General features: G+C 71.7%; 20 protein-coding genes. 5 read left to right on the forward strand and 15 right to left on the reverse strand.

Going from position 1 to position 22,854, the window contains the following annotated elements; translation table 11 throughout:
* The first annotated feature begins 9 nt into the window (after positions 1 to 9).
* Complete coding sequence (locus OC439_RS03075) at positions 10 to 1,134, forward strand: arabinogalactan endo-beta-1,4-galactanase (protein WP_262012088.1); 1,125 nt, start codon at positions 10 to 12, stop codon at positions 1,132 to 1,134.
* A 36-nt stretch (positions 1,135 to 1,170) separates the two neighbouring features.
* On the opposite strand, the gene OC439_RS03080 is transcribed toward OC439_RS03075, so the two are convergent.
* From OC439_RS03080 to OC439_RS03090, 3 genes are all read right to left on the reverse strand, one after another.
* Positions 1,171 to 1,575 (reverse strand): DoxX family protein, encoded by a 405-nt coding sequence (locus tag OC439_RS03080; protein ID WP_262012089.1) that lies wholly within the window; start codon positions 1,573 to 1,575, stop codon positions 1,171 to 1,173.
* Between the two features lie 112 nt (positions 1,576 to 1,687).
* Entirely contained in the window at positions 1,688 to 2,260 is a 573-nt protein-coding gene (locus OC439_RS03085; RefSeq protein WP_262012090.1) for a hypothetical protein, read from the reverse strand.
* Between the two features lie 93 nt (positions 2,261 to 2,353).
* Positions 2,354 to 3,937: a nucleotidyl transferase AbiEii/AbiGii toxin family protein gene (locus tag OC439_RS03090; RefSeq protein ID WP_262012091.1), complete on the reverse strand. Its 1,584-nt coding sequence runs from the start codon at positions 3,935 to 3,937 to the stop codon at positions 2,354 to 2,356.
* A gap of 128 nt (positions 3,938 to 4,065) precedes the next feature.
* On the opposite strand from OC439_RS03090, the gene OC439_RS03095 reads away from it, so the two are divergent.
* The gene (locus tag OC439_RS03095) at positions 4,066 to 5,235 is read left to right on the forward strand and encodes a hypothetical protein (RefSeq protein ID WP_262012092.1); all 1,170 of its coding nucleotides are present in this window, start codon (positions 4,066 to 4,068) and stop codon (positions 5,233 to 5,235) included.
* 67 nt (positions 5,236 to 5,302) lie between these two features.
* Here OC439_RS03095 and OC439_RS03100 read toward each other — a convergent pair whose 3' ends face one another.
* The gene (locus OC439_RS03100) at positions 5,303 to 5,764 is read right to left on the reverse strand and encodes an SRPBCC family protein (protein ID WP_262012093.1); all 462 of its coding nucleotides are present in this window, start codon (positions 5,762 to 5,764) and stop codon (positions 5,303 to 5,305) included.
* Positions 5,765 to 5,916: 152 nt separating this feature from the next.
* Here OC439_RS03100 and OC439_RS03105 point away from each other — a divergent pair, with 152 nt between their 5' ends.
* Together OC439_RS03105 and OC439_RS03110 are read left to right on the forward strand one after the other, a co-directional pair.
* Positions 5,917 to 6,780, forward strand: a complete 864-nt coding sequence (locus tag OC439_RS03105; protein WP_262012094.1) for a DUF6745 domain-containing protein — start codon at positions 5,917 to 5,919, stop codon at positions 6,778 to 6,780.
* 240 nt (positions 6,781 to 7,020) lie between these two features.
* Positions 7,021 to 8,286, forward strand: coding sequence for a cellulose-binding domain-containing protein (locus tag OC439_RS03110; RefSeq protein WP_262012095.1), 1,266 nt, complete (start codon positions 7,021 to 7,023; stop codon positions 8,284 to 8,286).
* A gap of 74 nt (positions 8,287 to 8,360) precedes the next feature.
* Here the strand turns inward: OC439_RS03110 and OC439_RS03115 are convergent, their stop codons facing one another.
* Positions 8,361 to 9,200, reverse strand: a complete 840-nt coding sequence (locus tag OC439_RS03115; protein ID WP_262012096.1) for a helix-turn-helix transcriptional regulator — start codon at positions 9,198 to 9,200, stop codon at positions 8,361 to 8,363.
* 87 nt (positions 9,201 to 9,287) lie between these two features.
* On the opposite strand from OC439_RS03115, the gene OC439_RS03120 reads away from it, so the two are divergent.
* Positions 9,288 to 10,085, forward strand: a complete 798-nt coding sequence (locus OC439_RS03120) for an SDR family NAD(P)-dependent oxidoreductase (protein WP_262012097.1) — start codon at positions 9,288 to 9,290, stop codon at positions 10,083 to 10,085.
* A 6-nt stretch (positions 10,086 to 10,091) separates the two neighbouring features.
* Here OC439_RS03120 and OC439_RS03125 read toward each other — a convergent pair whose 3' ends face one another.
* The 10 genes from OC439_RS03125 to OC439_RS03170 form a co-directional block, all read right to left on the reverse strand.
* Positions 10,092 to 10,790: a DUF4386 domain-containing protein gene (locus OC439_RS03125; RefSeq protein ID WP_262012098.1), complete on the reverse strand. Its 699-nt coding sequence runs from the start codon at positions 10,788 to 10,790 to the stop codon at positions 10,092 to 10,094.
* Positions 10,791 to 10,938: 148 nt separating this feature from the next.
* Positions 10,939 to 12,027, reverse strand: a complete 1,089-nt coding sequence (locus tag OC439_RS03130) for a hypothetical protein (RefSeq protein ID WP_262012099.1) — start codon at positions 12,025 to 12,027, stop codon at positions 10,939 to 10,941.
* Positions 12,024 to 13,160, reverse strand: coding sequence for an SPFH domain-containing protein (locus OC439_RS03135; protein ID WP_315985903.1), 1,137 nt, complete (start codon positions 13,158 to 13,160; stop codon positions 12,024 to 12,026). Before OC439_RS03135 ends, OC439_RS03130 begins: the two co-directional genes overlap by 4 nt.
* 114 nt (positions 13,161 to 13,274) lie before the next feature.
* Entirely contained in the window at positions 13,275 to 14,276 is a 1,002-nt protein-coding gene (locus OC439_RS03140; protein ID WP_410054881.1) for a glycosyltransferase family 2 protein, read from the reverse strand.
* A gap of 48 nt (positions 14,277 to 14,324) precedes the next feature.
* Positions 14,325 to 16,136 (reverse strand): hypothetical protein, encoded by a 1,812-nt coding sequence (locus OC439_RS03145; protein ID WP_262012102.1) that lies wholly within the window; start codon positions 16,134 to 16,136, stop codon positions 14,325 to 14,327.
* A gap of 89 nt (positions 16,137 to 16,225) precedes the next feature.
* Positions 16,226 to 16,816, reverse strand: a complete 591-nt coding sequence (locus OC439_RS03150) for a DinB family protein (RefSeq protein ID WP_262012103.1) — start codon at positions 16,814 to 16,816, stop codon at positions 16,226 to 16,228.
* A 43-nt stretch (positions 16,817 to 16,859) separates the two neighbouring features.
* Entirely contained in the window at positions 16,860 to 17,276 is a 417-nt protein-coding gene (locus OC439_RS03155; protein ID WP_030499597.1) for a PPOX class F420-dependent oxidoreductase, read from the reverse strand.
* A 104-nt stretch (positions 17,277 to 17,380) separates the two neighbouring features.
* The gene (locus tag OC439_RS03160; protein WP_194800789.1) at positions 17,381 to 18,505 is read right to left on the reverse strand and encodes a ricin-type beta-trefoil lectin domain protein; all 1,125 of its coding nucleotides are present in this window, start codon (positions 18,503 to 18,505) and stop codon (positions 17,381 to 17,383) included.
* A gap of 11 nt (positions 18,506 to 18,516) precedes the next feature.
* Entirely contained in the window at positions 18,517 to 20,259 is a 1,743-nt protein-coding gene (locus tag OC439_RS03165; protein WP_262012404.1) for a family 43 glycosylhydrolase, read from the reverse strand.
* A gap of 124 nt (positions 20,260 to 20,383) precedes the next feature.
* Positions 20,384 to 22,801, reverse strand: a complete 2,418-nt coding sequence (locus OC439_RS03170; protein WP_262012104.1) for a ricin-type beta-trefoil lectin domain protein — start codon at positions 22,799 to 22,801, stop codon at positions 20,384 to 20,386.
* Between the last annotated feature and the right edge of the window lie 53 nt (positions 22,802 to 22,854).

Below are 22,854 nucleotides of genomic sequence, written 5' to 3' on the forward strand. Positions count from 1 at the left end.
GGGAGTCTCGTGACCACACGCCACCGCCGCCGCGCCCTGGTCGGGGCCGTCACGGCCGTCGTCCTCGCCGTCACCACCACGTTCGGGGGTACGCCCACGCCGGTCGCCGCCGCGAACACGCTCAGCATGCGCGGTGCCGACGTCTCCTCGTTGCAGCGCAGCCTGGACCTGGGCGCGAAGTACTACGACGCGGGCGGGGTGGCCCGTGACCCGCTGGACATCCTGCGGTCCGTCGGTCTCAACTACGTCCGGCTGCGCGTCTGGAACAACCCGGCCAGTGGCTACAACAACAAGACCAAGGTGCTGGCCCAGGCACGCGTCGCGAAGGCCAAGGGCCTCAAGGTGCTGATCGACTTCCACTACTCCGACACCTGGGCCGACCCCGGTAAGCAGTACAAGCCGGCCGCCTGGGCCGGGCACAGCCTCGGTCAGCTGCGCAACGACGTGTACGCCTTCACCTACGACGTCTGCGCCGCCCTGCGCGGGCAGGGCACCCTGCCGGACAGCGTGCAGATCGGCAACGAGATCAACGTCGGGATGCTGTGGAACGAGGGCAAGGTCGTGAACAACGACTTCGCCCCGCTGGCCGGGCTGCTCAAGCAGGGCTACAACGCGGTGAAGGCGTGCGGCGGCGGCATCCCCGTCATGATCCACACCGCGAACGCCGACAGCAACGCCAACGCCCGCTGGTTCTACGACGGCATCCGCGCCCAGGGCGTGCAGTGGGACACGACGGCCCTGTCGTACTACTGCATGTGGCACGGCAGCCTGGCGAACCTCTACAACAACATCGTCGACCTGCGGAACCGCTACGGGAAGCCGGTGGTGATCGTGGAGACCGCGTACCCCTTCACCCGGGACGACGCGGACGGCCAGCCGAACGTGATCGGCGACGCCACCTGCGACGGCATCAGCGCGACGTGGGCCGGGCAGGCCCAGCAGTTCGACTGGGTCCAGAACACCGCGCGCAACGCCGGCGCGCTCGGGGTCTTCTACTGGGAACCCACCTGGTACGCCGTCCCCGGCAACGGCTGGGACCCGGCGAACATCAACGGAACCGGGAACGGATGGGACAACATGGCCCTCTTCGACTGGTCCGGGCGGGTGAACCCGGGGGTGCGCTGGACGCCCTGACCGGCCGCCGGACGCACCCCCTGGTGGACCGCCCGCTCATCGCCTGAAGAGCCGGCCTGTCGAGTCGCGTCGGCCCCAGGCGATGAACACGAACAGGAAGAACAGCACCACCGGTGTGAGGACCAGCGCGCCGCCGTCCAGGATGAACGCCTGGGTGACGGCGGCGCCGATCATGAGCAGCGCGAGCCCGACAGCGGCCAGGCCGGCCAGCCTCGGCACGAGCAGCCCGATGCCGCCGGCCAGTTCCAGCAGGCCGACGAGGTAGCGGAACCAGGGCGCGGCGCCCATGTCCTCGAAGGTCTGGACCGCGTTCGTCTCGCCGAACAGCTTGGGAGCGGCCGAGGCGACGATGAAGAAGACGCCGAGGAAAACCTGGAGCACCCACAACGTCCGGTGCAATCCGCGGGCGACGGGCTGGGGAGTGGTGTCGGCAACGGTCATGGTTCTCGTCCCTCCTGGCGGTCTGCCGGTTCTCCGTATCCGATCGGATACACAGTTCAGACCGGCCAGGGCGGGCGAACTCATCGCACCCGGAGCGGGACGAAGTCCAGAATCAGCTGCGGGGGGCCTCGGGCTGGTGGTCCTCGGGGGATGCGAGGCGTTGCTGCAGGCGGTCGGACTGGGCGACTGATCCGCCGCTCACGCCCAGGCCGCGTCGAGCCGCATCATAGAAGCGATCACGGCTCGCGTTGGCCTGCTGATAGAGGCCGCTCAGCGGCTCGGTGGTCTCCCCGACCTCGCGGGCTCGGTGCTCCAGCCGCCAGACCGCCTCGCGCCAGTCCTGCGCGGCGGCGACTGTGGCGGCGTCCCCGAGCAGCAACAGGCGTTCCCACGCGAGGGTGTGCCTGATGTCGGCGTCGGCGAGCCGGGGCAGCGCCGCGGCTTTGTCAAACCCTGAGCGGTACTTGTCGCCGTCCGCCGCGGACAGGACCCGCAGCGAGATCGCCTGGATTTCCTTGAGCACCTGTGCGAACTCGCCGTACGCCTCCAGTCGTCGTTCGTCCCACCGTACGGACTGACCGCGCTTCCACTGACTTCTGGTGGACAGGAAGGTCACCAGACCCGTACCGAGGGCACCGACGACGACGCCGAGCAGCGCCGGCAACTGTGAGACGAACGCGTCCATCGGCGCAAGCGTGTCATCCGGCGGCAACCGGTCGAGCCGGGCCTCCTTCTTCGATCTTCAGGCCGACGGTTGTCCGCGCCGCTAGTGGTCCGGCTATCCCCAGGCGCGTTCGAGGGCCAGAGCCAGCCGCCTCGTCCACTGCTCTTCGGTTCCCTCGATCCCGGGGTACTCGTCGACGAAGTTGTCCCAGTCGATGCTCCACGTCAGCACATCCTCGGCGCTGAAGCCGTCCGCCTCGGCACCCAGCTCCGGCCGCATCAGACGGCGGACGAGGTCCCGGTCCACGCTCGTGGTCTCGGCCAGCAGGACCGCGTCGTACAGGTCCTTGCCCTGCGCGTACGCGTCGGTGGCAAGCCACAGCAGCTTCCAGGCGAGCGCCAGCGCGGCGGGCGCGGCGAGCACCGCGGCGGCGACACCGGGGAGCATCACCGTCTCCGGCGGGAGCGGCAGCTCCTCGCCGAAGACGACATCGATCTGTACGTGGCCATCCGGCGCTCCGGCGATGCCGAACGGGACGACGAGGCGGCGGCCGTCGGCCCGCTCGTACGTCCAGATGGCCGCCTCGCTGATCCGGTCCGGGCGCAGGCCGGCGTCCGGCACGCTCCGGACGGCGGCCTTGACGGCGTCGAGCAGCGTACGGGCCTCGTCGCTGCCGCTGGTGACCGTGTGCGGGACGACGACGAAGTCCAGATCGCCGGGCTCACGTGCGGCGGCGCCGACCTGGACCGGCATCAGCGCACTGCCCCGCAGTACCAGGTGACGGCCGACGGGCGCCGCCGCGATCGCCGCCAGCACGCCGGTGAGCGCGGTACGCCGGGCGGCGCTCCACCGCCGGCCGGTCTCGGGCACGAGGAAGTCCGGCTCACCGGCACGGTACGCGTTCGGGTAGTGCTTCAGAGCGGGATCGAACGCGGCGCGTTGGCGGACGGGAGCGTCGGCGGGCAGCGGCTGGTAGGTCGGCGGAAAACCCCGGGACCGGGCGGGCGCGGACCGCATGGCGTTCTCGCGCCTCGTCACCCAGTCGTTCGGCCGCGGCTCCTCCCGGCTTCCGGGCGGGTTTAGCCAGCCGAGGTCGCGAACCGGTCGGCTGTCGAACACCACGTACTCCTGCTCCACCGCGGCGATCTCGAAGCCGGCGGCGGACACGGCCGCGACGAGGGCCTCCAGGCGCTGCCCGGCCGTGGCGAGCCCGACGCGGTAGCAGCGCTGGGTGACGAACCGCTCCTGCACACCGTCGGCGCGTACCCGGCGTGCGTTGCGGGACAGCCGTGCCCCGTGCGGCTCGACCAGGCCGGTGAGCGCCAGTGTCCGCGCCACCGTCGGCCCGGCCAGCAGCAGTTTGATGTGATGCTCGAAGTAGCGGGCGGGCGGCTCCGCCGCGGCCTCCTCGTCCGACTTCGGCACACCGGCAGCCCACGGCGCCACTTCGATCTTCGTGCGGCACACGTGGATCCCGGACGCCTCCACCTCGCCCTGCAGGCGCTCCGCCGCGGCCTGCTGCTCGGCGTGCGTGCCCCGCCCGGTCAGCGTGACCATCGGCTGGGAGGCGTAGGCACCCCGGTCGAGGACGATGTGGACGAACTTCAGTCCGTGCCGCGCGGCGAGGGCGGACAGCCTCTCCGCGTCGTGCGGCTGGGCCGTCACATGGATCTCGAAGTCCCCCGACACCTCAAGCACCGGCGAAGCCTACGACACGTCGTCCAACCCGGGCAGCGGCTTGACGGCCGTACTGTGGGGCTGCGGTGATGCCGGGCGCGAGGGCGCGTGTACCCCCGCGGCCGCCCGTCCGGCCGTACCCTCTCCTGGTGAAGCTCCGCCGCCGGCTGGTCGCCGTGTCACTCCTCCTGGCGGTGGAGACGGCGGCGTTCGCGCTGCTCGTCACCGAGTCCGTGACGGATGCGATCGCCGCCGCCGGCCTCACCTGCGCGTCGCTGTGGCTGCACCTCGTGCTGCACGAGTGCGGGCACCTCGTCGTGGCGAAGCTGCTGCGTCTGCCGGTCGTCGCGGTCCGCATCGCGCCGTTCAACGGTTGGCGCAACGAGGTGGCGGTCCGGCCTTCGCCGTCGATGCCGGGGTTGCCGCTGCGGATGGTGCTGTTCAATCTCGGTGGCCCGCTGACCAACCTGTGCGTCGCGACGGCACTCGCCGTCGCGTCGACGTCCACCGGTACGGCGTTGACGCGGTTGACGTTGCTCTGCGCCGCGTTCGTCGGGGCGCTGCTCGGCCTGACCAACCTCCTCCTTCCGGGGCGTTCGACCTGCAGCGACGGCCAGAACCTGCTCCGCTGGCTCCGGGCTCCGGCAGCCGCCCGTGACGGGCTGCGGGCGGGTTACTACCAGGAGGAGGTGATCAGGGCACTGTGGGCGGTTACCCGAGCGGGTGGTGACGTCCACCGGGTCGGGATTCAGCCGCGGGCCGGCAGCGATCCGCTCGCTGCCTACCAGCAGAGACTGATGGCGGAATCCACCCGGTCGGCGGAACTGATCACGGAGGCGGAGCGGCTCGCGGCGCTGGCTCGCGCGGGCAGCACCGATCCCGCGACCGCCGCGGCCATCGGGCAGATGCTGAGCGTCCAGTTCGGGCTGTGGTACCTGTACGCCGCGGTGGTGACCGGTTCGCCGGTGGCATGGCGGGAGGTGCGGGAGATCTCGGAACTCGCCGGGATCGCCGCCCGGACACAGCCGCACGCGTTCTCCGCCCGGATCGCGATGAGCCTGGCACATCTGCTCAACCAGCGGCCCGAGGATGCGCGTTCGCTGCTCCTCGACGTCCGCCCGGGTGCCGAGCCGGTCGACCTCTGTGCCGTCGCGCTCCTTCTGCGGGCGGCCGCCGAGTCGTACCTCGGCAACCACGCCGACGCGGACCACCTTCTCCGCGCGGCCCGCGACGACTACCCGCAGCTGGCGCAGCTCGTGGCCGCGATCCGGGCAACCGATCCGGCACCGCCCCTGTTCGCGCCGGTGGCCGGCGCCTGACCGGTTCGCCGAGCCGGCAGCGGCGGCCGGACGGCGGGGACGCCGCTTTCGTTTGCGGCGGGCGTGGTCAGTCCTCGAAGCCCGCCGGGTGGGCGTCGCCGACGGCGTTCAGCAGCACGCCCTGCTCCAGCAGCGCCTTGCAGGCGCAGAGGACCATGGTGAAGCCGCCCATCGAGTCGATCGCCTTGCTCACGGCCTGGTCGGCGGTGCCGGCGAAGCCGGTCTCGGTGACCCGGACCAGCGTGGTGTCGTCCGCACCCGGCAGGAACCGCCACTCGACCCGGGTGGGGGACTCCGGATCCCACTCGACCAGGATGCGGCGGTTCTCCTCCACGTCCTTGACCGTCACGACCGTGGAGACGCCGTACATCTCCCAGTCCCAGGTGACGACGGCACCGGGTTCCAGCCGGCCGCTGCTCCTGGTGAACCAGAACCTCGTGGTCACCGCCGGGTCGGCGAACGCCTGGAAGACCTCGGCGGCGGGCCGGCGGATGAGCATCTGCGCGGTGATGACAGGGGGTCGGGTCAAACGGTCACTGTCCACGGGCAACGGTGTTCCCTTCTCTCCTGGCCGGGCACTGCGGATGCGGTCACGGTACGGAATTCGCTTGAGCGGTGCCGAGACATGGGTCAGAGTCGTTCCATGATCTCCTACCGGAAGGGCGGCGACGCCCCGGCGCGATGAGCGCCTCCCCGCGGCGCGACGACGCCGCGAAGATCCCGTACGATCTGTGGCAGCAGGCCGTCCGGATCCGCCAGGAATGGCTCGACCACGCCCTGTCCACACAGCCGGCCGACCGGCAGACCGCCGAGCGTTGCCTGACCGCCGTCTACGCGAGGGCGTCGCGGCCGCGACCTCGCTTCGAATGGGTCGACTCGCCGGCGAAGGCACTGCCTCTGGTCAGCGGCTGGCCCACCCTCGACCGGCTACACGAGCGCATCCGGGCGGTGCGGCCGCCCCGGACGCCGCTGCTGGCGAGCGACATCGCCATGGTCGTCTCCCAGCTCCGGGGCGCGCTCAGCGCGGGCGTCGTGCACACCGATCCCGAGCTGACGCCCGCGCGCCGGGGCAAGGCCAAGGAGCCGTGGCCCGAGCTGGCGCCGCAGCGGGCGTTCGACGGCGGCGTACCGCTCGCCGTCGTGCTGCACCAGGGGGTACGCGCGGCGCTGCACCGCAGCCTCGCGCACGGGTTCTACCTACCGGTGCGTGCGGCGCTCGCGGGTGACGGTCCGGTGCCCGTGTGCTGGTACGGGCAGCAGGACGCGTCCTGGATCGCCTACTACGACGTGCTGCGCCGGCTCGGCCTCGCCCGGTACGGGCCGGACGAGGCCGGACACCTGGACACCTGGGCCGACCTGGCCCGCTCCTGCGGCTGGTGGTGGCCGGGGGAGGACGTCTGCGTCGTGGTGGACCGGCCACAGGTGATCCGGACAGAGCCGGTCCCCGGTACGCCGCACGACCGGGTCCGGCTGCGACCCGGCGGCGTGCGCTACCGCGACGGCTGGCAACCCCTGCGCAGCGGCGTGGGCGCCGATCCGGGATGACGGGCATCCGCGCGGGCGGAGGCCTTGATTGGATAGGCGACGGTAAATAGATTGGGCTCGGGCGCCGCCGAGGTCCGCGAGAACCGGACCCCGGCGGCTGACCGGGCCGCCTTCGAGCCGGGCACATCGGTCGTACGCATCGACCACTCACCGTGGCGCACCGCCGCGCCGCACCCTCGCGCACCGCCGCGTCCGACGAGGACGCGCGGCTGCGCCCTGTCCGACGCCGAAGGACTTCCCATGACGATTCTCCGTGCCCGCCCCGCCCCGCTCATGGCGGCCGTCGCCGCGCTGGCCGCCGTCACCGCGGCCGGTACGGCCCTGCTCACCGGCCCGGCCGTAGCCGCACAGGGCTGCCGGGTCGACTACACACCCAACCAGTGGCCCGGCGGGTTCACCGCGAACATCACTGTGTCACCGGGCGACACCGCCATGTCCGGCTGGACCGTCACCTGGACGTATGCCGGGGACGAGCGCGTCACGAACGGCTGGAACGCCACAGTGAGCCAGTCCGGGTCGACGGTTACCGCCCGCAACATGTCGTACAACGGCAGCATCCCGGCCGGCGGCTCGACCGAGTTCGGCGTGCAGGGCACGTACGGCACCGCCGGCGGCGCGCCGACCGGGTTCAGCCTCAACGGCGTACCGTGCAACGGCGCCGGGCCGACCACGCCGCCGCCCACCACGACGGTGCCGACCACCGCCCCGCCGACCACGCCGCCGCCCACCACCGCGCCGCCCACGACTGCTCCACCGACCACGCCGCCGCCCACGACGCCACCTCCCACGACGCCGCCGCCGACCACCCCGCCGCCGAGCGGGTGCGCGGGGGCGGTGCTCTGCGACGGCTTCGAGAACCAGACCGGCTCGACGCCGTCGGGCGACTGGAGCGTGGTGAGCCCGGACTGTTCCGGCGCCGGCACGGCCACCATCGACACGTCCACCACGCACAGCGGCAGCCGCGCGGTACGGATCAACGGCGCGGCCGGGTACTGCAACCACGTGTTCGTCCGGACCACGAAGAACCTCAGCGGCCTCGGCGGCGTCAGGTACGCCCGGATCTGGGTGCGGCACACCACCGCCCAGCCCACCGACCACACCACGATGATCACCATGACGGATGCCGCCGACGGCAACCGCGACCTGCGGCTGGGCGGCCAGAACGGCGCGCTGCAGTGGAACCGCGCCTCCGACGACGCCACGCTGCCCGAGCAGAGCCCGGCCGGGGTGGCACAGAGCGTGCCGCTGCCCACCAACCGCTGGGCCTGCCTGGAGTTCATGGTGGACGGTTCGGCCGGCCAGTTGCGTACCTGGCTGGACGGTGTCGCCGTGACCGGGCTGACCGCCGACGGCGTACCGACGCACGACATCGACGGCCAGTGGTACAACCGCACCTGGCGACCGCAGCTCACCGACCTGAAGCTGGGCTGGGAGAGCTACGGCGGCGGCGCCGACACCCTCTGGTACGACGACGTGGCGATGGGCTCCACCCGCATCGGCTGCTGACCCACCGCGAGTGGAACGCCGCGGGTGCCGGAGGCCGCCCGGACACCCGTGGCGTTCCACCGAGGGCGGGCGGGTCAGTGCTCGACGGTCATCCGCTGGGTGCCGATCACGGAGAGCAGCCGCAGCGCCTCCTCCGAGGGGGAGCCGGGCGTGGCGGTGTAGATGACCACCTGCTGGTCGCGGTCGGTGATGTCGAGGACGTCGCAGTTGACAGTCACCGGCCCGACCAGCGGATGCCGGAACGTCTTGCACAGCGTCCGTGCGCCGCCCACCTCGTTCGAGGCCCACAGGCGGGCGAACTCCTCGCTCCCGGCGATCAGCTCGGCGATCAGCGCGGCCATCTCCGGGTCGTCCGGATAGCGGGCCGCCGCGGCGCGCAGCCGTCCGACCGAGTGGCGGGCGAACTCGCTCGCGTCCGACACGCCGTACATCAGGTGCGGGCCGAGGAACGCCCGGCGGACCAGGTTGCGGTCCCGCCGGGACACCGCGGAGAAGTCCTCCATGAGCGCTGCCGCGAGGTCGTTCCAGGCGATCACCTCGAACGTCGCCGAGGTCACGAACGCCGCCGCCTGCGGCAGCCGGTGCAGCAGGTCCAGCACGCTCTGGCGTACCTCCCGGGGTGGCCCGGGCGGCGGCGCGGGCGGCTCCCCGGCCAGGTGGTGAAGGTGGTCGCGTTCGGCGTCGGACAGCCGCAACGCGCGGACCAGCCCGGCCAGCACCTCCCGCGACGGACGCGGACCCCGGCCCTGCTCCAGCCGGGTGTAGTACTCGGTCGAGATGAACGCCAGCCGCGCCACCTCCTCGCGGCGCAGCCCCGGGGTGCGGCGACGCTGCCCGGCGGGCAGGCCCACGTCGGCCGGGGCGATCCGCTCCCGCCTGCTGCGCAGGAACACTGCCAGATCCCGTCGGTCCACGACCCCAGTGTGCCCTCGTGCGACGGCACGTAACCAGGTACCGGCGGTACCTGGATGGGCTCCGCGACCGGCCGCAGGCTTGCCGGCATGGACACCACACGAACCGATACGACAGTCCACCCGACCGCCGGCCTGCTCGCCGGCAAGGTCGCCTTCATCACCGGCGCCGGGCGCGGCATCGGCGCCGCGGCGGCCCGGCTGTTCGCCGCCGAGGGCGCCCGGGTGCTGCTCGCCGCCCGGACCGAGGAGCAGTTGAAGGCGGTCACCGAGCAGGTGCGGGCCGCGGGCGGCACCGCCGAGTACGTCGTCTGCGACCTGGCCGACGCGGCGAGCGTGCGCGCCGCGGTCGACCGCACGGTCGAGGTGTACGGGCGCCTCGACGTCGCCTTCAACAACGGCGCGACGATCGTGCCGCCCGGACCGATGGACCGGGTGCGCGAAGAGGACTTCGACCACGTCTACACCGTCAACCTGAAGGGGCCGTGGCTCGCCATGGTCGCCGAGGTCGCGGCGATCCGGGCCACCGCCGGCACCGGCGCGATCGTGAACAACTCCAGCGTCGGCAGCCTCATGGGCAACCCCGCACTGCCCGCGTACGGGGCGATGAAGCGCGCGGTGAACAGCCTCACCGAGTCCGCGGCGATCACCTACGGGCCGGAGGGCATCCGCGTCAACGCGATCGCCCCGGGCAGCACGCTCACCGAGATGATGCGCGCCTGGGACGCGGAGTCGCCCGGGATCATCGACCGCCTCGCGGCCGCCAGCCCGTTGCGCCGGGCCGCCGAGCCCGACGAGATCGCCCAGGCCGCCGCCTGGCTGCTCAGCGACCGCGCCTCCTTCGTCACCGGTACGGTGCTGCGGGTCGACGGCGGCGCGCGGGCCTGACCCGGCTCACACGGTGGCGTCCCGGACCGGCCGGGGCTCCACCGCGCCGGCCGTGACGGGGGAGGGCCGGAAGCCCTTGACGACCAGGTAGACGCCGAGCGAGAACTCCCACACCGCGATGGGGAGCGCGGCGACCGCCGCCACCGCTGACAGCCGGTCCCAGGCGCCGAACAGCGTGCCGAGGTCGGAGGCGACGAGCAGTGGCGCGCCGACGAGCCCGAGCAGCGGCAGCACGCGCGGTACGAGACGCGACTGGTAGAGCAGCGTGCCCAGCAGCAGCGCGTTCAGGGCCGGGAGGAGCGCCTGGCTGAGCAGGAACACCGAGTCGTAGAAGGCGACGAGCGTCCGGCCGGTGACGAGCGCGTCCGGCCCGGCGGCGGAGTCCCGCAGCGCGACGAGCGTCAGGATGCTCGCGACGCCGACGAGGATGCCGGCGGCTTCGAGCACCCGGGCGCCGACGAAGCCCAGCGCGCGGGCCGGGCCCTGCTGCCGGAGCACCGGGTACAGCGCGACGGCGGTGCCGATGCAGGCGAGCGCGACGACCATCTCCAGGACGCCGCCGAGGACGACCGGAGCCTGCGACGTGGTGCCGAGGACGTAGTCCGGCTCGCGGACCGGGGCGTACAGGCCGACGGTGGGGATCGAGACGAAGGTGAGCAGATAGGCGCCACCCGCGACCAGCGAGGTCTTCCGCAGTGAGTCCATCGGGGCTTCCCTCCGTCGCCGCCCGGCCGATGGTGGTGGTGCCCTCACTCTGCTGTGGACCCGCGCGGCGGCACATCGGCCGCTCGGACATCTCCCCTCGCGCGATGCGCATGGGCCACCGGTGCGGCACACCGGTGGCCCGTACGCGTCAGCGGCTCATCGCGTACGCCACCACGAGCGCGACGAGCGCCAGCGCGGCCAGCACCGCCGCCACGATCTTCGCCGTGCTGTAGGGACGCTCGCCGATGACCTCACCGGTGCGCGCGTTGACCAGCACCTGGTACGACCGGCCCGCGTGCAGGTACGCGGCGATCCACACCGGCAGCAGGACCAGCTTGTACGACACGTCGGAGTACGTGGTGTCCACGGCGGACACCCGCTGCTCGTCACCGCCGATGTCGGACCGGCAGTCCCCCTCGATGACCGGCGCCATCCGCGCCTTCGCCTCGGTCAGGCCCGCCTCGGGCTCGGTGTCGTACCGCAGCGCCTGGTATCCGGCCAGGTAGTCGCCGTGGAACGCGGCCGCCTCGGTCAGCGGCCACGGCGCCAGCTTGTCCAACTGCTCGGTGGGCAGGTGAGTGGTGGCCGGCACCAGCACGTCGTCGAAGTCCCGGCGTACGGTGCCGGCGGCCGGATGCCACCGGGTGTGCCGCACCTGCCGGGTCCGCGTCTCCTGCTTGCCGTCGACGGTCACCGTGTACGTCTCGGTGACGTAGTAGTACTCGCCCCGCTGACCCTGGTAGTCCGACACGGTCCGCGCGTCGAACGTCCAGTGCGGCAGGTACGTGCCCTTGAGCGTCTCCGCCTCGCTGATCTTCTTCAGGCTCCCGGGCGCGAACCAGCGGCTGCGGCACCACTGGCCCAGGGCCGTCCGCACACCGTTGCGGTCGACGGCGAACGGCAGCACCGCCTCCGGCGCGATCAGCTCACCCGCCCCGGCGTCGGCCACCAGGGGAGCCGCGCAGAACTGGCAGCGCTGCGCCAGCGCGTCGCTCTCCGTCCGTGCGCCGCAGCCCGGGCAGACGAACGTGTGCGCGCCGACGCTCGCCACCGGCTTGCGGGGCAGCGACGCCAGTTCCGCGTACGCATGCTCGCGCACCTCCCGGCCGGCACCGGCGATCTCCTGCCGGTGCCCGCAGTACGGGCAGCTCAGCGCGGTCGTGCCGGGTGCAAACTCGACCCGGGCGCCGCACCCCCCGCACTGGTAGGAGGGCGGCGAGACAGCCGTGTCGCTCATTGCGGCGGAAGCGGCGGCGGGACGCTGGCGAGCACCGACGCCAGCTCGGGCACCTGCCCGGCGGGCTGCCACTGCGCCATCCCGGTACGCCAGACGAGCGTGTCCGCGCCGAGCGCGCCCGCGTTCGCCTGCTCGGCCAGCGCGCCGAGGTCGTACGGGCCCTGCCGCTGGCCGCCGACGCCCACGTACCACTGGGCCTGGCCCGGCAGCGGCGGCGGCTCGGCGGCGGCCGGCTGCGCGGGGGCCGGCTGGGCCGGCGCCGGCTGCGTGGCCGCGCCACCGCCCATGGTCCGGGCCATCTGCTGGCCCATCGCCATACCGAGGCCCAGGCCGATGCCCGCGCCCGCCTCGCCACCCGGGTTGTTCGCCGCGGCCTCCATCGCGTTGGCGGCCTGGAAACGGGTGTACCGGTCCAGGTCGCCGACCGCGCCCATGCTGGTCCGCTTGTCCAGCGCCTGCTCGACCTCCGGCGGCACCGACACGTTCTCGATGACGAACTTGGGGATCGCGATACCGACCTCGGCCAGTTCCTCGGTCAGCACGGCGGCCAGCCGCCGGCCGATCGCGTCCTGGTGCGCGGCGAGGTCCAGCAGCGGCACGCCGGCCGTGGCGAGCGCGCCGCCGAGGCGTCCCACCATGAGTTGCCGCAGGTACTCCTGCACCTCCTCGGTGCGGAACTGCGGGTCGGTGCCGACCAGTTCCCGCAGCAGGCGCGACGCGTCCACCACACGGGCCGCGAAGGCGCCGAACGCCCGTACCCGGACCACGCCGAACTCGGCGTCGCGCAGGATGACCGGGTTCTGGGTGCCCCACTTCATGTCGGTGAACTGCCGGGTGTTGACGAAGTACACCTCGGCCTTGAACGGCGAGTTGAAGCCGTACTTCCAGCCCTTCAGGGTGGACAGGATCGGCAGGTTGCGGGTCTCCAGCGTGTACGTCCCCGGAGTGAAGACGTCGGCGATCTTCCCCTCGTTGACGAACACCGCCGTCTGGGACTCCCGGACGACCAGTTTGGCGCCCATCTTGATCTCGTTCTGATACCGGGGGAACCGCCAGACGATCGTGTCGCGGCTGTCGTCCAGCCACTCGATGATGTCGATGAGTTCGCCCCGGAGCTTGTCCATCAGCCCCATCGCAACCCTTTCCTCGGCGCCGGTCTCCGGCGTCGCGGGCGACCATAGCAACCGCCCGCCACCTGCGAAAAGAGAACGATTCTGCGCCTATCGGCACCCGCCGATCGGGGTTGCTCAGCCGGTTTCGCCGGCCATCGATTCGCCGGTGGCCGTGCGCTGCTCCGGAATCCGGGAGGTCCGGCCGGGAGCATCGACGACGCGCTCGGTCTCCTGCACGAGATAGTGCGGACGGCGTTTGGTCTCGTAGTAGATCCGGCCGATGTACTCGCCGATCACCCCGAGGATCATCATCTGGATGCCGCCGAGCCCGATCACGCTGACGATGATCGTGGTGTAGCCGGGCACGTCGATGCCCTTCTCCACGGCGTCCGCTACGACCCAGGCCATGTAGCCCACCGCGATGAGCGTGAGGAACAGGCCGCCGTAGATCGCCAGGCGCAGCGGCCGGTTGTTGAACGACAGCAGGCCGTCGAACGCGTAGTTGAACAGCTTGCCGAACGTCCAGCGGCTCCGCCCGGCCTGCCGGGTCTCGTTGCGGTGTGCCACCACAGCGGTGCGGAAACCGATCCACGAGAACAGGCCCTTGGAGAAGCGGTTGTACTCCGGCATCGCTAGGATCGCGTTCACCGCGAGCCGGGAAAGCAGCCGGAAGTCGCCGGCGCCGTCGAGCAGGCGTACGTCTATCCACCAGTTGACCAGGCGGTAGAAGGAGCGCGAGGCGACCATCCGGATGAACCGGTCACCACGGCGGTCCCGGCGGGCGATCACCTGGTCGAAGCCCTGGCGGTAGAGCATCACCATCTCGGGCAGCAGCCGCGGCGGGTGCTGCAGGTCGGCGTCCATGATGACCACCGCGTCGCCGGTGGCCCGGCGCAGGCCGGCGAGCATGGCCGCCTCCTTGCCGAAGTTGCGGCTCAGCGACGTGTAGCAGACGGCCGGGTCGGCCGCGGCGAGCCGGCGCAGTGCCGCCAGCGTGCCGTCCTCGCTGCCGTCGTCGACGTACACCACCTCGACGTCCACGTCGGTCAGCTCGGCGATCGCGACGCTGAGCATCTCGTGCAGCCGCTCCACCGACGCTTCCTCGTTGAAGCAGGGCACCACCACCGACAACCGCACGGCGCTCACCTCGCCCGGCCCGGGCACGCGGGAACGGCGCCCACGGCGTCAGAGGCGGTAGACAAGCGTGCCATCGACTTCCTCCCGGGTGATGCCCAGCCCGTCGACCGGCCGGGTCTCGATGCCCTCCCACGGCGTACCCGCCGCGCGGCTCGGCACCGCGACGACCGACCGCACGCCGATCCCGCGCAGGTACGCCACGCTGCCCGCGTCGGGGAACGTCGCCACGGCGACCCGCGTCTGGGCCTGGGTGACCGGCTCGAACCCGCCGAGCCCGTTGGTGATCCGGGGGAATCCGTCGGTCGACCACAGCATGTAGTTCAGGTCGCCCACCCCGCCGGCGGGCAGCACCAGCATCGGTTCCGGCGCGGTCCGCATCGCCGCCGGTGGCGTCGGCACCACCGGGTGCGGCGTGCGGTTCACGCCCTCCAGCGTGACCAGGGCTAGCGGCACCAGCAGGACCAGCGCCGCCACCGCCCGGGACGCGCGCGCGGCGGCGGGCCGGCGCCACGACTCGGCAAGCGCTGTCACCAGCCCGGCCGCCAGCACGGCGAGCAGCAGGCTGGTCCAGTGCATCATCCGGCCCGGGGTGCGCAACGCGTCCCAGCCCGGCAGGAGGTTGGACAACGTCAGGTAGCCGGGGTCGCCGTCGCCGCCGAGCGTGGAGCCCAGGCCCAGCAGCACGGTGCCGGTCACGCCGAGCCCCAGCGCGACCCGGTGCCGCACCGGGAACGCCGAGACGAACAATCCCGCCGCGGCCAGCCCGATCAGCGTCATGCCGGGCAGCAGTGCCATCTCCGGCGGCCAGGTCAGCTGCTCGCGGGCGGCGGCGTGCCGTTCCCCCCACAACCACGAGTCGCCGGGCGCGGTGACGAACCCGATCAGCGGCGGGGAGAACATCTTCGTCCAGTCCAGCGAGCGGACGGCCTGCGGGTTGAGGTCGACCACGCGCAGGTAGACCAGCCCGAGCAGCAGCGTCACGGTGCCGAACACGGCGCCGCCGGCCAGGTCGGCGATGAGCAGCCGCCGGCCGAACGGGGGCCGCTCCCGCTTGCGCCACCAGGACCAGCCGTAGCAGCCGGCCGCCACCAGCACGGCGGCCAGCAGGAAGTAGACGAGCGGGAGCCCGATGCCGAAGCCGAGCGTGACCTGCCAGGCCGCGACGAGCCACCCGGCCACCGCCCAGCCGGGCTTGCGGCGTTCCGGCCGGTAGCCGTGGCGTAGCGACCAGCCGTGACCGCGGGCCAGCATCGCCAGCGCCAGCGCGATCCCGCCGCTGGACAGGATGTTCAGGTGACCGGAGTGCGCCAGCCGCCAGGGCGCGTACGCCCACGCGATCCCGGCGACCGCACCGCCCCAGCGGTTGGCGCCGAGCTGCCGGGCCAGCGCGTACGCCCCGAGGAACGCCAGCGCGTGCAGCAGCACGTAGAGCACGTTGTAGCGGATCACCGCGGCCTCGAAGCCGGAGCCGAGCATCCCGAACGGGGCGTACCCGAGCAGGGTGTCGCTGTAGGCGTAGGTGTAGCGCTCCGGATAGAACGTGTTCGAGTTCCAGAGGTTCGCCGGGTCGCTGAGCAGGGCGTGCCCGGACCAGGCGACCTGCCACGCCTGCAACGTGGGGTCGCCGAGGTCGCCGGGGATCGTGGTCGCCGGGTGCCGCATCGTCGGCCAGGTCAGCACCACCGCCAGCAGCAGGCTGCCGAGGATCGCCAGCGTCCACTCCGGGTTCGGACGCCACCGGCGTCTGCCGTCCGAGGGACGTTCGTCCGAGGGGCGGTCGTCCGAGGGCCGGTCGGCGGGAGGCTGCGCGGGACCGGTGCCCTCAGCGGTCGGCGGGGCGACGGCGGGCCGGATCTTCATGGGATAGATGCTTCACGATGCTGCTGGTCCTGTCGATCCGCTGTCCGAAATATGGTTGAAACTTCCGGCCCGCCATACCGGAAGGCCGCCTACGCGAACCGGTCGGCGAGCGCCGACAGCTTGCTGACGTACGCCGGCCAGTCGTAGCCCTCGGGGACGCTCCGGTTGTCCCGCCCCAGCCCGATCGCCGCGTCGTGCTGCTCACGCATGACGTCGGCGTGCCCGGCGTGCCGGGCCAGATCGACGCAGACGTGCACGATGACCTGGTGCAGTGTCACGTCCTGCCGGCCGGGCTGCCACCACGGCACCCGCCCCGGCGCGTCCAGCGGCAGCGTCTCGATCGTCTCGTCCGCGAACGCCCCGACGCGGCGGTACAGGTCGATCAGCCCGTCCTTGGTCTCGTCGGCCCGGGCGTACCAGTCCGCCTGCGGGTCCGCGTCGACCGTCTCGGCGGCCACCAGCTCCTCGGGCGTGGGGAACTCGCGGCCGAACGTGGGCCCGAAGTAGCCGGCCTCGACGTTCAGGCAGTGCTTGAGCAGACCCAGGAAGTTGTTGCCGGTCGCGGTGCGGGGAAGCCGGGCCTCGCGTTCGCTCAGCCCGTCGAGCTTCCAGATCAGGTTCTCCCGGATCGCGCGCAGGTAGTGGTGCAGCGCTGCCTTCGGATCGTACGGCTCACTCATGCCCGACACTCTTCCGCATGGGTCGGACATCGTGGGGGCGCCGTCAGCCGGTCTGGCTGTTGTCCTTGTGCGCGCCCCACCCGTGCCAGCGCTCGATCTCGATCCAGGCGCTGACCCGCTTGCGGTCCCGCCGGGGGTAGGGGCGCCCGGTGTAGTGCTGCGAGATCCGGTCGATGTCCGCCAGGCCCTCGTCGTCGCGCAGCTCGACCACTCGCCCGATGAGGCTGACGTGGGTGTACCAGTTCCCCTCGTCCAGCACGGTCAGCGAGACCCGGGGATCGCTGCGCAGGTGTGCCAGCCGGCGGCGGCCCTCGTCCATGTTCACCAGGACGCGGCCGTCCTCCCAGAGGTACCAGGTGGCCGCGGACACCGGCTGGCCGTCGCGAAGCGTGGCGATGACGGCGGGATTCGGCTTGCCCAGCATGGCGACGGCGGGCTCGGGCAGCGGCGGCTTCGACATGGCTCTCACTCTACGTACCCGCCGGGCCCGCCGCTGGTCATGCGGCGGGCGCCGCCCGGACGGGCTCCCCGGCGGCGTCCGCCGGGGAGCCCGTCGCACGCCGGTCAGGCGCGTGCGCTCCACTGCTGGTTGGTGCCGCCGTGGCAGTCCCAGAGGTTGATCCTGGTCCCGTTGGCGGTGCCGTAGCCGGCCGCGTCCAGGCAGCGCCCGGACTGGACGCCGCTGATCGTGCCGTTGGCGTTGAGGTTCCACTGCTGGTTGGGCTGGCCGTTGCAGTCCCAGATGATCACGCTGGTGCCGTTCGCGGTGCCCCGCCCGCTCGCGTCGAGGCACTTGTTGCCGAGCACCTGCAACTGCTTGGCGGAGGTGTAGGTCCAGCGCTGCATGGTGCCGCCCCAGCAGTCGTACAGCTGCACCGCGGTGCCGTTCGTGGTGCTGCCGTTCGGCACGTCCAGGCACCGGCCCGAGCCGGCACCGACGAGCTGCACGTTCTGGTATGTGCCACCGCTGCTGCCGGGGGTGCCGATGCTGCCGGACACCGACTGCAACGCGCGGTACCAGACCGCGGCCATCTTGTCGTAGCCGGTGGCGGTCGGGTGGATGCCGTCGATCAGGTCGGCGGTGGTCAGCGCCGAGTACTGGTCGACCAGGTGGACCCGCTTGCCGGCGTTCACCTTCGACTGCACGATGCCGGGCAGCGCGGCGTTGAACGTGCGCACCGCCGCCGCCTGGCCGGAGTTGGCGAGCGGGATGATCTGCGCGACGAACACGTCCGCGTTCGGTGCCGTGGTGGTGATGCGGTCGATGAGCGAGGAGAGCCGGTTCGGCGCGGTCGAGACGTTGTAGTTCTGCAGGATGTCGTTGGTGCCGATGTGCAGCAGCACGGTGCGCGGCTGGTAGGCGTTCAGCCAGCCGGTGATGTTGGCGTCGATCTGGTCGATGCGCCAACCCGGGTGGCCCTCGTGGTCGTGGTCGCCGAGGTTGCCCGGCCCGTTGAACTGGGAGCCGACCAGGTCGACCCGGTAGCCGCCGCCGGCCAGCCGCTGCCACAGGCCGATCCGGTAGCCGCCCGGCACCTGGGTGCCCTCGGTGATGGAGTCACCGAGCGGCATCACCCGGGTGCCGCCGTTGGACTCGGCGACCGCCGGGCCGGCGGGCGTGAGCACACCGGCGGCCAGCAGGGCCAGCGCGGCGCCCGCGGTGAGCCATCTCCTCACTGTCGTACGCATGAACGCTCCTCTCACGGGCTTGTGCAGGTCAGGGAAGGGGTGGACGGGGAGCCGTCGGCGATGAAGCCGAACGTGGTCGAGCCGGACGCGGGCACGGAGCCGTTGTACGCCGCGTTACGGACGGTCGCCGTGGATCCGCTGGTGCTCAGCGTGCCGCTCCAGACCTGGCTGATGCTCTGGCCACCGGCGAGGTTCCACCGCACCGACCAGCCGTTGAGTGCCGCGGCGCCCGCGGTGACCGTCACCTCGGCCTGGAAACCGCCGGACCAGGAGTTGGTGGTGCGGTAGGTGGCGGTGCAGGCACCGCCGGTCGGTGGCGGCGTGGTGGACGGCGGCGGCGTGCTGGGCGGCGGGGGAGAGGAGGGCGGCGGGGTCGACGGGGGGACCGGCGGCGGGGTGCCGCTGAGGCTGGAGGTGAACCACCAGTGGTCGATGTTGAACAGCGAGCCGCTGCCGCCGGTGAACCGCAGGTAGAGGTCGTGGGTGCCGGTGGCGCCGCTGACCGGGCAGCTCGGGTTGGTCCAGGTCTGCCAGCCGCCGGTGGGGGTCACCTGGCAGGTGCCCACGAGCGGGCCGGTCACGCTGTCCAGGCGCAGTTCGATGGACCCTCCGCTGCCGGCCGAGGCCACCATGGCGGTGAACTTGGTCGCGCCGGCGCCGAAGGCCACGCCCTTGACCTTGATGTAGTCCCCGTTGTCGATGTAGCCGACGTTCCGCCCGCCCAGGGAGGACGCCTCGGTCTCGACCCCCTGCCCCCAGGCCATCGTCTCGGCCTCCTGCCGGGCGTACGGGTCCACGGTGCCGACCTGGGGGGCGCCGGTGGTGGTCATGTTGATCGTGGGGATCGAGCCGTCCGCGCCGTAGGAGAACTTCTCCACCGCCACCGACCTGGTGAAACCGCCGCCGCCGGGCAACGCGCCGTTGTGGTAGAAGAAGTACGAGTTGCCCTTGAAGTCGATGATCCCCGGATGGTTGGTGAAGCTGCTGCCCTGGGTCGGCATGATCGTCCCGCGGTACGTCCACGGGCCCAGCGGCCCGGGCGCGGTCGAGTAGGCGACGAACTCCGAGCAGCACTTGGCCGCGAACGCCATGTAGTAGAGGCCGTTGCGCTTGTACACCCACGGCCCCTCCTCGTAGAGGGTGGGCCGGTTCGCGTCCCCGGTCCGCGCCCCGAAGCCCGCCGTGGTCAGCGGGATCTGCGTCGGGCTGCCCGAGTACGAGATCATGTCCGCGTTCAGCTTCACGTACCACAGGCGCGGGTTGCCCCAGTACAGGTACGCCTGGCCGTCGTCGTCGATGAACACGGTCGGGTCGATCTCGCCGTTGCTCACCAGCGGACGCCCGATGGCGTCGCGGAACGGACCGGTGGGGCTGTCCGCCACCGCCACCCCGATGCCCATCTGGCCGGTGGCCCGCACGACCATCGGCACGTACCAGTAGAACTTGCCGTTGCGGTGGACCGCCTGGCCGGCCCACGCGTCCTGCTTGGCCCAGCTGAACGTGGCGAGGCTGAGCGGCGATCCGTGGTCGGTCCAGTTGACCATGTCGTCGGACGAGAAGACCCGCCACTCCTTCATGGTGAACCAGGTCGAGTTGTCCTCGTCGTGGCCGGTGTACAGGTAGACCCGGTTGTCGTACACGAGCGGGGCCGGGTCGGCCGTGTAGATGGTCTGCACGATCGGGTTGTCCGCCCGGGCGACGGTCGGGTTCAGCCCGCCGGTGACGACCGGGGCCAGCCCGAGCAGGGCGAGCATGGTCACGGCCAGCGCGAGCCATCGTCTGGCCCGGCGGTCGGGTCTCCATAGCGTTGAGGTCACAGGTCATCTCCCCGGTAGGCCGCGCCGCGGCGGATGGGTACGGTCGGCGAAGGTCGGGCCGTCACGCCCGGCTCCACTTCTGGCTGCTGCCGCCGGTGCAGGCGGACAGGACGATCGGGGTGCCGTTGCCGGTCCCGCCGCCGTTCGGGCTCAGGCACAGTCCGGACTGGACGCCGGTGATCGTGCCGTCGGTGTTGACGTTCCACTGCTGGTTGGCGCCGCCGTTGCAGTCCCAGATGATGACCCGGGTGCCGGACGACGTGCCCTGGCCCTCGGCGTCGAGGCACTTGCTGCCGTACACCTGGAGCTGCCGGCCGGAGGTCGCGGTCCACTGCTGGTTCGCGCCGCCGTTGCACTCCCACAACGTCACCTGGGTGCCGTTGGTCTGGGACTGGTTCGGCACGTCCAGGCAACGGCTGGAGTTGGGGTTGAGCAGGGCACCGCTCGTACCCCCGGGGTTGCCGCCCGGGCCGGCGACCACCGACAGGTTGTCGAACTGGGCGGTCTCGCCCTGGCTGGTGCCGAAGCCGACCTGGCCGGTGCCGAACGTGGAGTCGGTGACCGTGCCGACAGTCGTGCCGTCGATGGTGGCGGTGATGGTGGAGCCGGCGAAGCCCAGTGCGAGGCTGTGCCAGCGGTTGGTGCCCAGCGCCGCGACGTTCCCGCTGCGCAGCGTGGCGAGCTGCCCGGCGGTGTTGTTGCGCAGGATCGACCACGAGCCGGAGTCGGTGACCCGCAGGAAGTAGCCGTTGTACCGGCCGATCGGGTCGAGGTTCGTGGTGCCGACGCGGCCCTGGATCTGGGCGTAGCCGGACTGTTCGAGCAGGACGTCGGCGGAGACGGTGTAGTTGCCCCAGCTGAGGTTGCCGCCGTAGGTGGCCGGGTCGGCGAGTGTCTTCCAGGTGATCGGTGCCTGCGCGGACATCTGCCGCAGGCACATGCCGGCCCGGCCGCCACCGCAGCCGACGGTCTCGAACGCGCCCTGCATGTCCTGGAGGTACTTCGGTATCCGACCGGCGGCGTACCCGTCGAAGTCGTCGCGGTACGGCAGGCCGAGCGAGCCCTGGGCCGGGCTGGTGGCGGTGCCCTTGCCCTGCCCGGTGGTCGTGGTGACGGTGTAGAGGTGTCCGGGCTGGACGGTGAGCGAGAACGATCCGCCCGACGGGGTGATGTCCGCGCCGCGGACGAAGAAGTCGTTCGGGTTCGTCGAGTTCAGGTTCGTGGACCAGACGTGCACCTGGCCGGTGGAGAGCCCGCCGGTGACGTTCATGGTGAGCTGCTGCGCCGACGTGGCGTCCATGGTCTCGATGACGGTGCTGTAGTCGCCGCCGGTGGGGGAGCGCAGCGACACGTAGCTGCCGTTGTTGCGGTTGCCGCCCAGGTAGCCCGAGGACGAGTCGAGGTAGCGCCAGCCGGGGGCGGTGAACTGGGTGGTGTGCGCCAGTGCCCAGGTGTTCTTGCCGACCGAGTACCAGCCGGACCAGGGCTGGTTGGCCAGGATCAGCCCGACCGTGGACCAGGGCAGGTTCGGTGTGATCGCGGCGATCAGGTCCCAGTTGAGGTAGGCGACCATCCGGCCGTCGATGTAGCCGCGGTTGATGCCGCGCGCGAGCGGCTTGGCGCCGTCGTTGTAGTCCTGCGAGCCGCCCTCGCTGTTCCACAGCGTCTTGCCGGTGGAGGTGGCCGTGGAGGAGACGGTGCAGGTGGTCTGCGCGCTCAGGTAGCCGCACGGGTAGTGGCCGCTGAGCACGTCGATGCTGTTGCGCAACGTGGTGTTGCCGGCGACGGCGTTCGCCGGGCCCCAGCTGCCGGGGTAGTCGTCCCCGTAGATGATCTTCACGCCGCTGTAGCCGTTGGCGTTCAGCGCCTGACGCAGGCTGATGGTCCAGTTCGCGTCGGTCCGCTTCTCGTTCTGGGCGGCGGTGATGTAGTCCATGGTGAGGTTGTGCTGCCGCGCGCAGCCCAGCCAGTCCACGAAGTAGTTGATCATGTCCTGGGACATGAAGTTGCCGTTGCCGATCCACCCGGGAGCACCCCAGGGCAGCGCCGCCAGCTTGATGGCGGGGTTGCGGGCCTTGGCCTGCTCCATGATCCACCACTGGTAGCCGCGGTTGCAGTTCAGGTCGCCCCGGACGTGCTCGTGGCTCGGCTCCGAGCCGCTGGTGGAGTTGGTGTCGCCGCCCATCTCCACCTTGAGGATCTGCAGCGCGGCGCCGTATCCGGGCTTGAACAGGTAGTCCAGGATCTGGCCGCGCTGCGGTTCCGGATAGTCGATCAGCAGGCGGCTGTTGCCGCCGCCACCGCTGACCGCGCCCACCCCGTCGAACGTCTGGCCGCCGGAGGCGCCGTTGACGGTGATCGTGGTGGCCGCCTGGGCGGGACCGGCGGTGAGGGTCAGGCCGCCGCCGGCGGCCAGGACGGTGGCGGCCAGCGCCGCCAGCAGTCGGGGGCGGCGGCGTATCCGTCTCGGTTCGGACATGACGGGTCCCTTCACGAATTCGGGAGTGTGGTCGCTGACGTCGCGCGCGCCGG

The organism is Micromonospora sp. Mcm103, assembly GCF_024519755.1.
In the GTDB taxonomy this organism is placed as follows: domain Bacteria; phylum Actinomycetota; class Actinomycetes; order Mycobacteriales; family Micromonosporaceae; genus Micromonospora; species Micromonospora aurantiaca.

Coding starts and splice junctions, on each gene's coding strand:
- OC439_RS03080 (WP_262012089.1), bottom strand. CDS start 1,575: ATGACCGTTGCCGACACCACTCCCCAGCCCGTCGCCCGCGGATTGCAC.
- OC439_RS03085 (WP_262012090.1), bottom strand. CDS start 2,260: ATGGACGCGTTCGTCTCACAGTTGCCGGCGCTGCTCGGCGTCGTCGTC.
- OC439_RS03105 (WP_262012094.1), top strand. CDS start 5,917: ATGAGCGCCTCCCCGCGGCGCGACGACGCCGCGAAGATCCCGTACGAT.
- OC439_RS03110 (WP_262012095.1), top strand. CDS start 7,021: ATGACGATTCTCCGTGCCCGCCCCGCCCCGCTCATGGCGGCCGTCGCC.
- OC439_RS03120 (WP_262012097.1), top strand. CDS start 9,288: ATGGACACCACACGAACCGATACGACAGTCCACCCGACCGCCGGCCTG.
- OC439_RS03125 (WP_262012098.1), bottom strand. CDS start 10,790: ATGGACTCACTGCGGAAGACCTCGCTGGTCGCGGGTGGCGCCTATCTG.
- OC439_RS03130 (WP_262012099.1), bottom strand. CDS start 12,027: ATGAGCGACACGGCTGTCTCGCCGCCCTCCTACCAGTGCGGGGGGTGC.
- OC439_RS03135 (WP_315985903.1), bottom strand. CDS start 13,160: ATGGGGCTGATGGACAAGCTCCGGGGCGAACTCATCGACATCATCGAG.
- OC439_RS03145 (WP_262012102.1), bottom strand. CDS start 16,136: ATGAAGATCCGGCCCGCCGTCGCCCCGCCGACCGCTGAGGGCACCGGT.
- OC439_RS03150 (WP_262012103.1), bottom strand. CDS start 16,816: ATGAGTGAGCCGTACGATCCGAAGGCAGCGCTGCACCACTACCTGCGC.
- OC439_RS03155 (WP_030499597.1), bottom strand. CDS start 17,276: ATGTCGAAGCCGCCGCTGCCCGAGCCCGCCGTCGCCATGCTGGGCAAG.
- OC439_RS03160 (WP_194800789.1), bottom strand. CDS start 18,505: ATGCGTACGACAGTGAGGAGATGGCTCACCGCGGGCGCCGCGCTGGCC.
- OC439_RS03165 (WP_262012404.1), bottom strand. CDS start 20,259: ATGCTCGCCCTGCTCGGGCTGGCCCCGGTCGTCACCGGCGGGCTGAAC.
- OC439_RS03170 (WP_262012104.1), bottom strand. CDS start 22,801: ATGTCCGAACCGAGACGGATACGCCGCCGCCCCCGACTGCTGGCGGCG.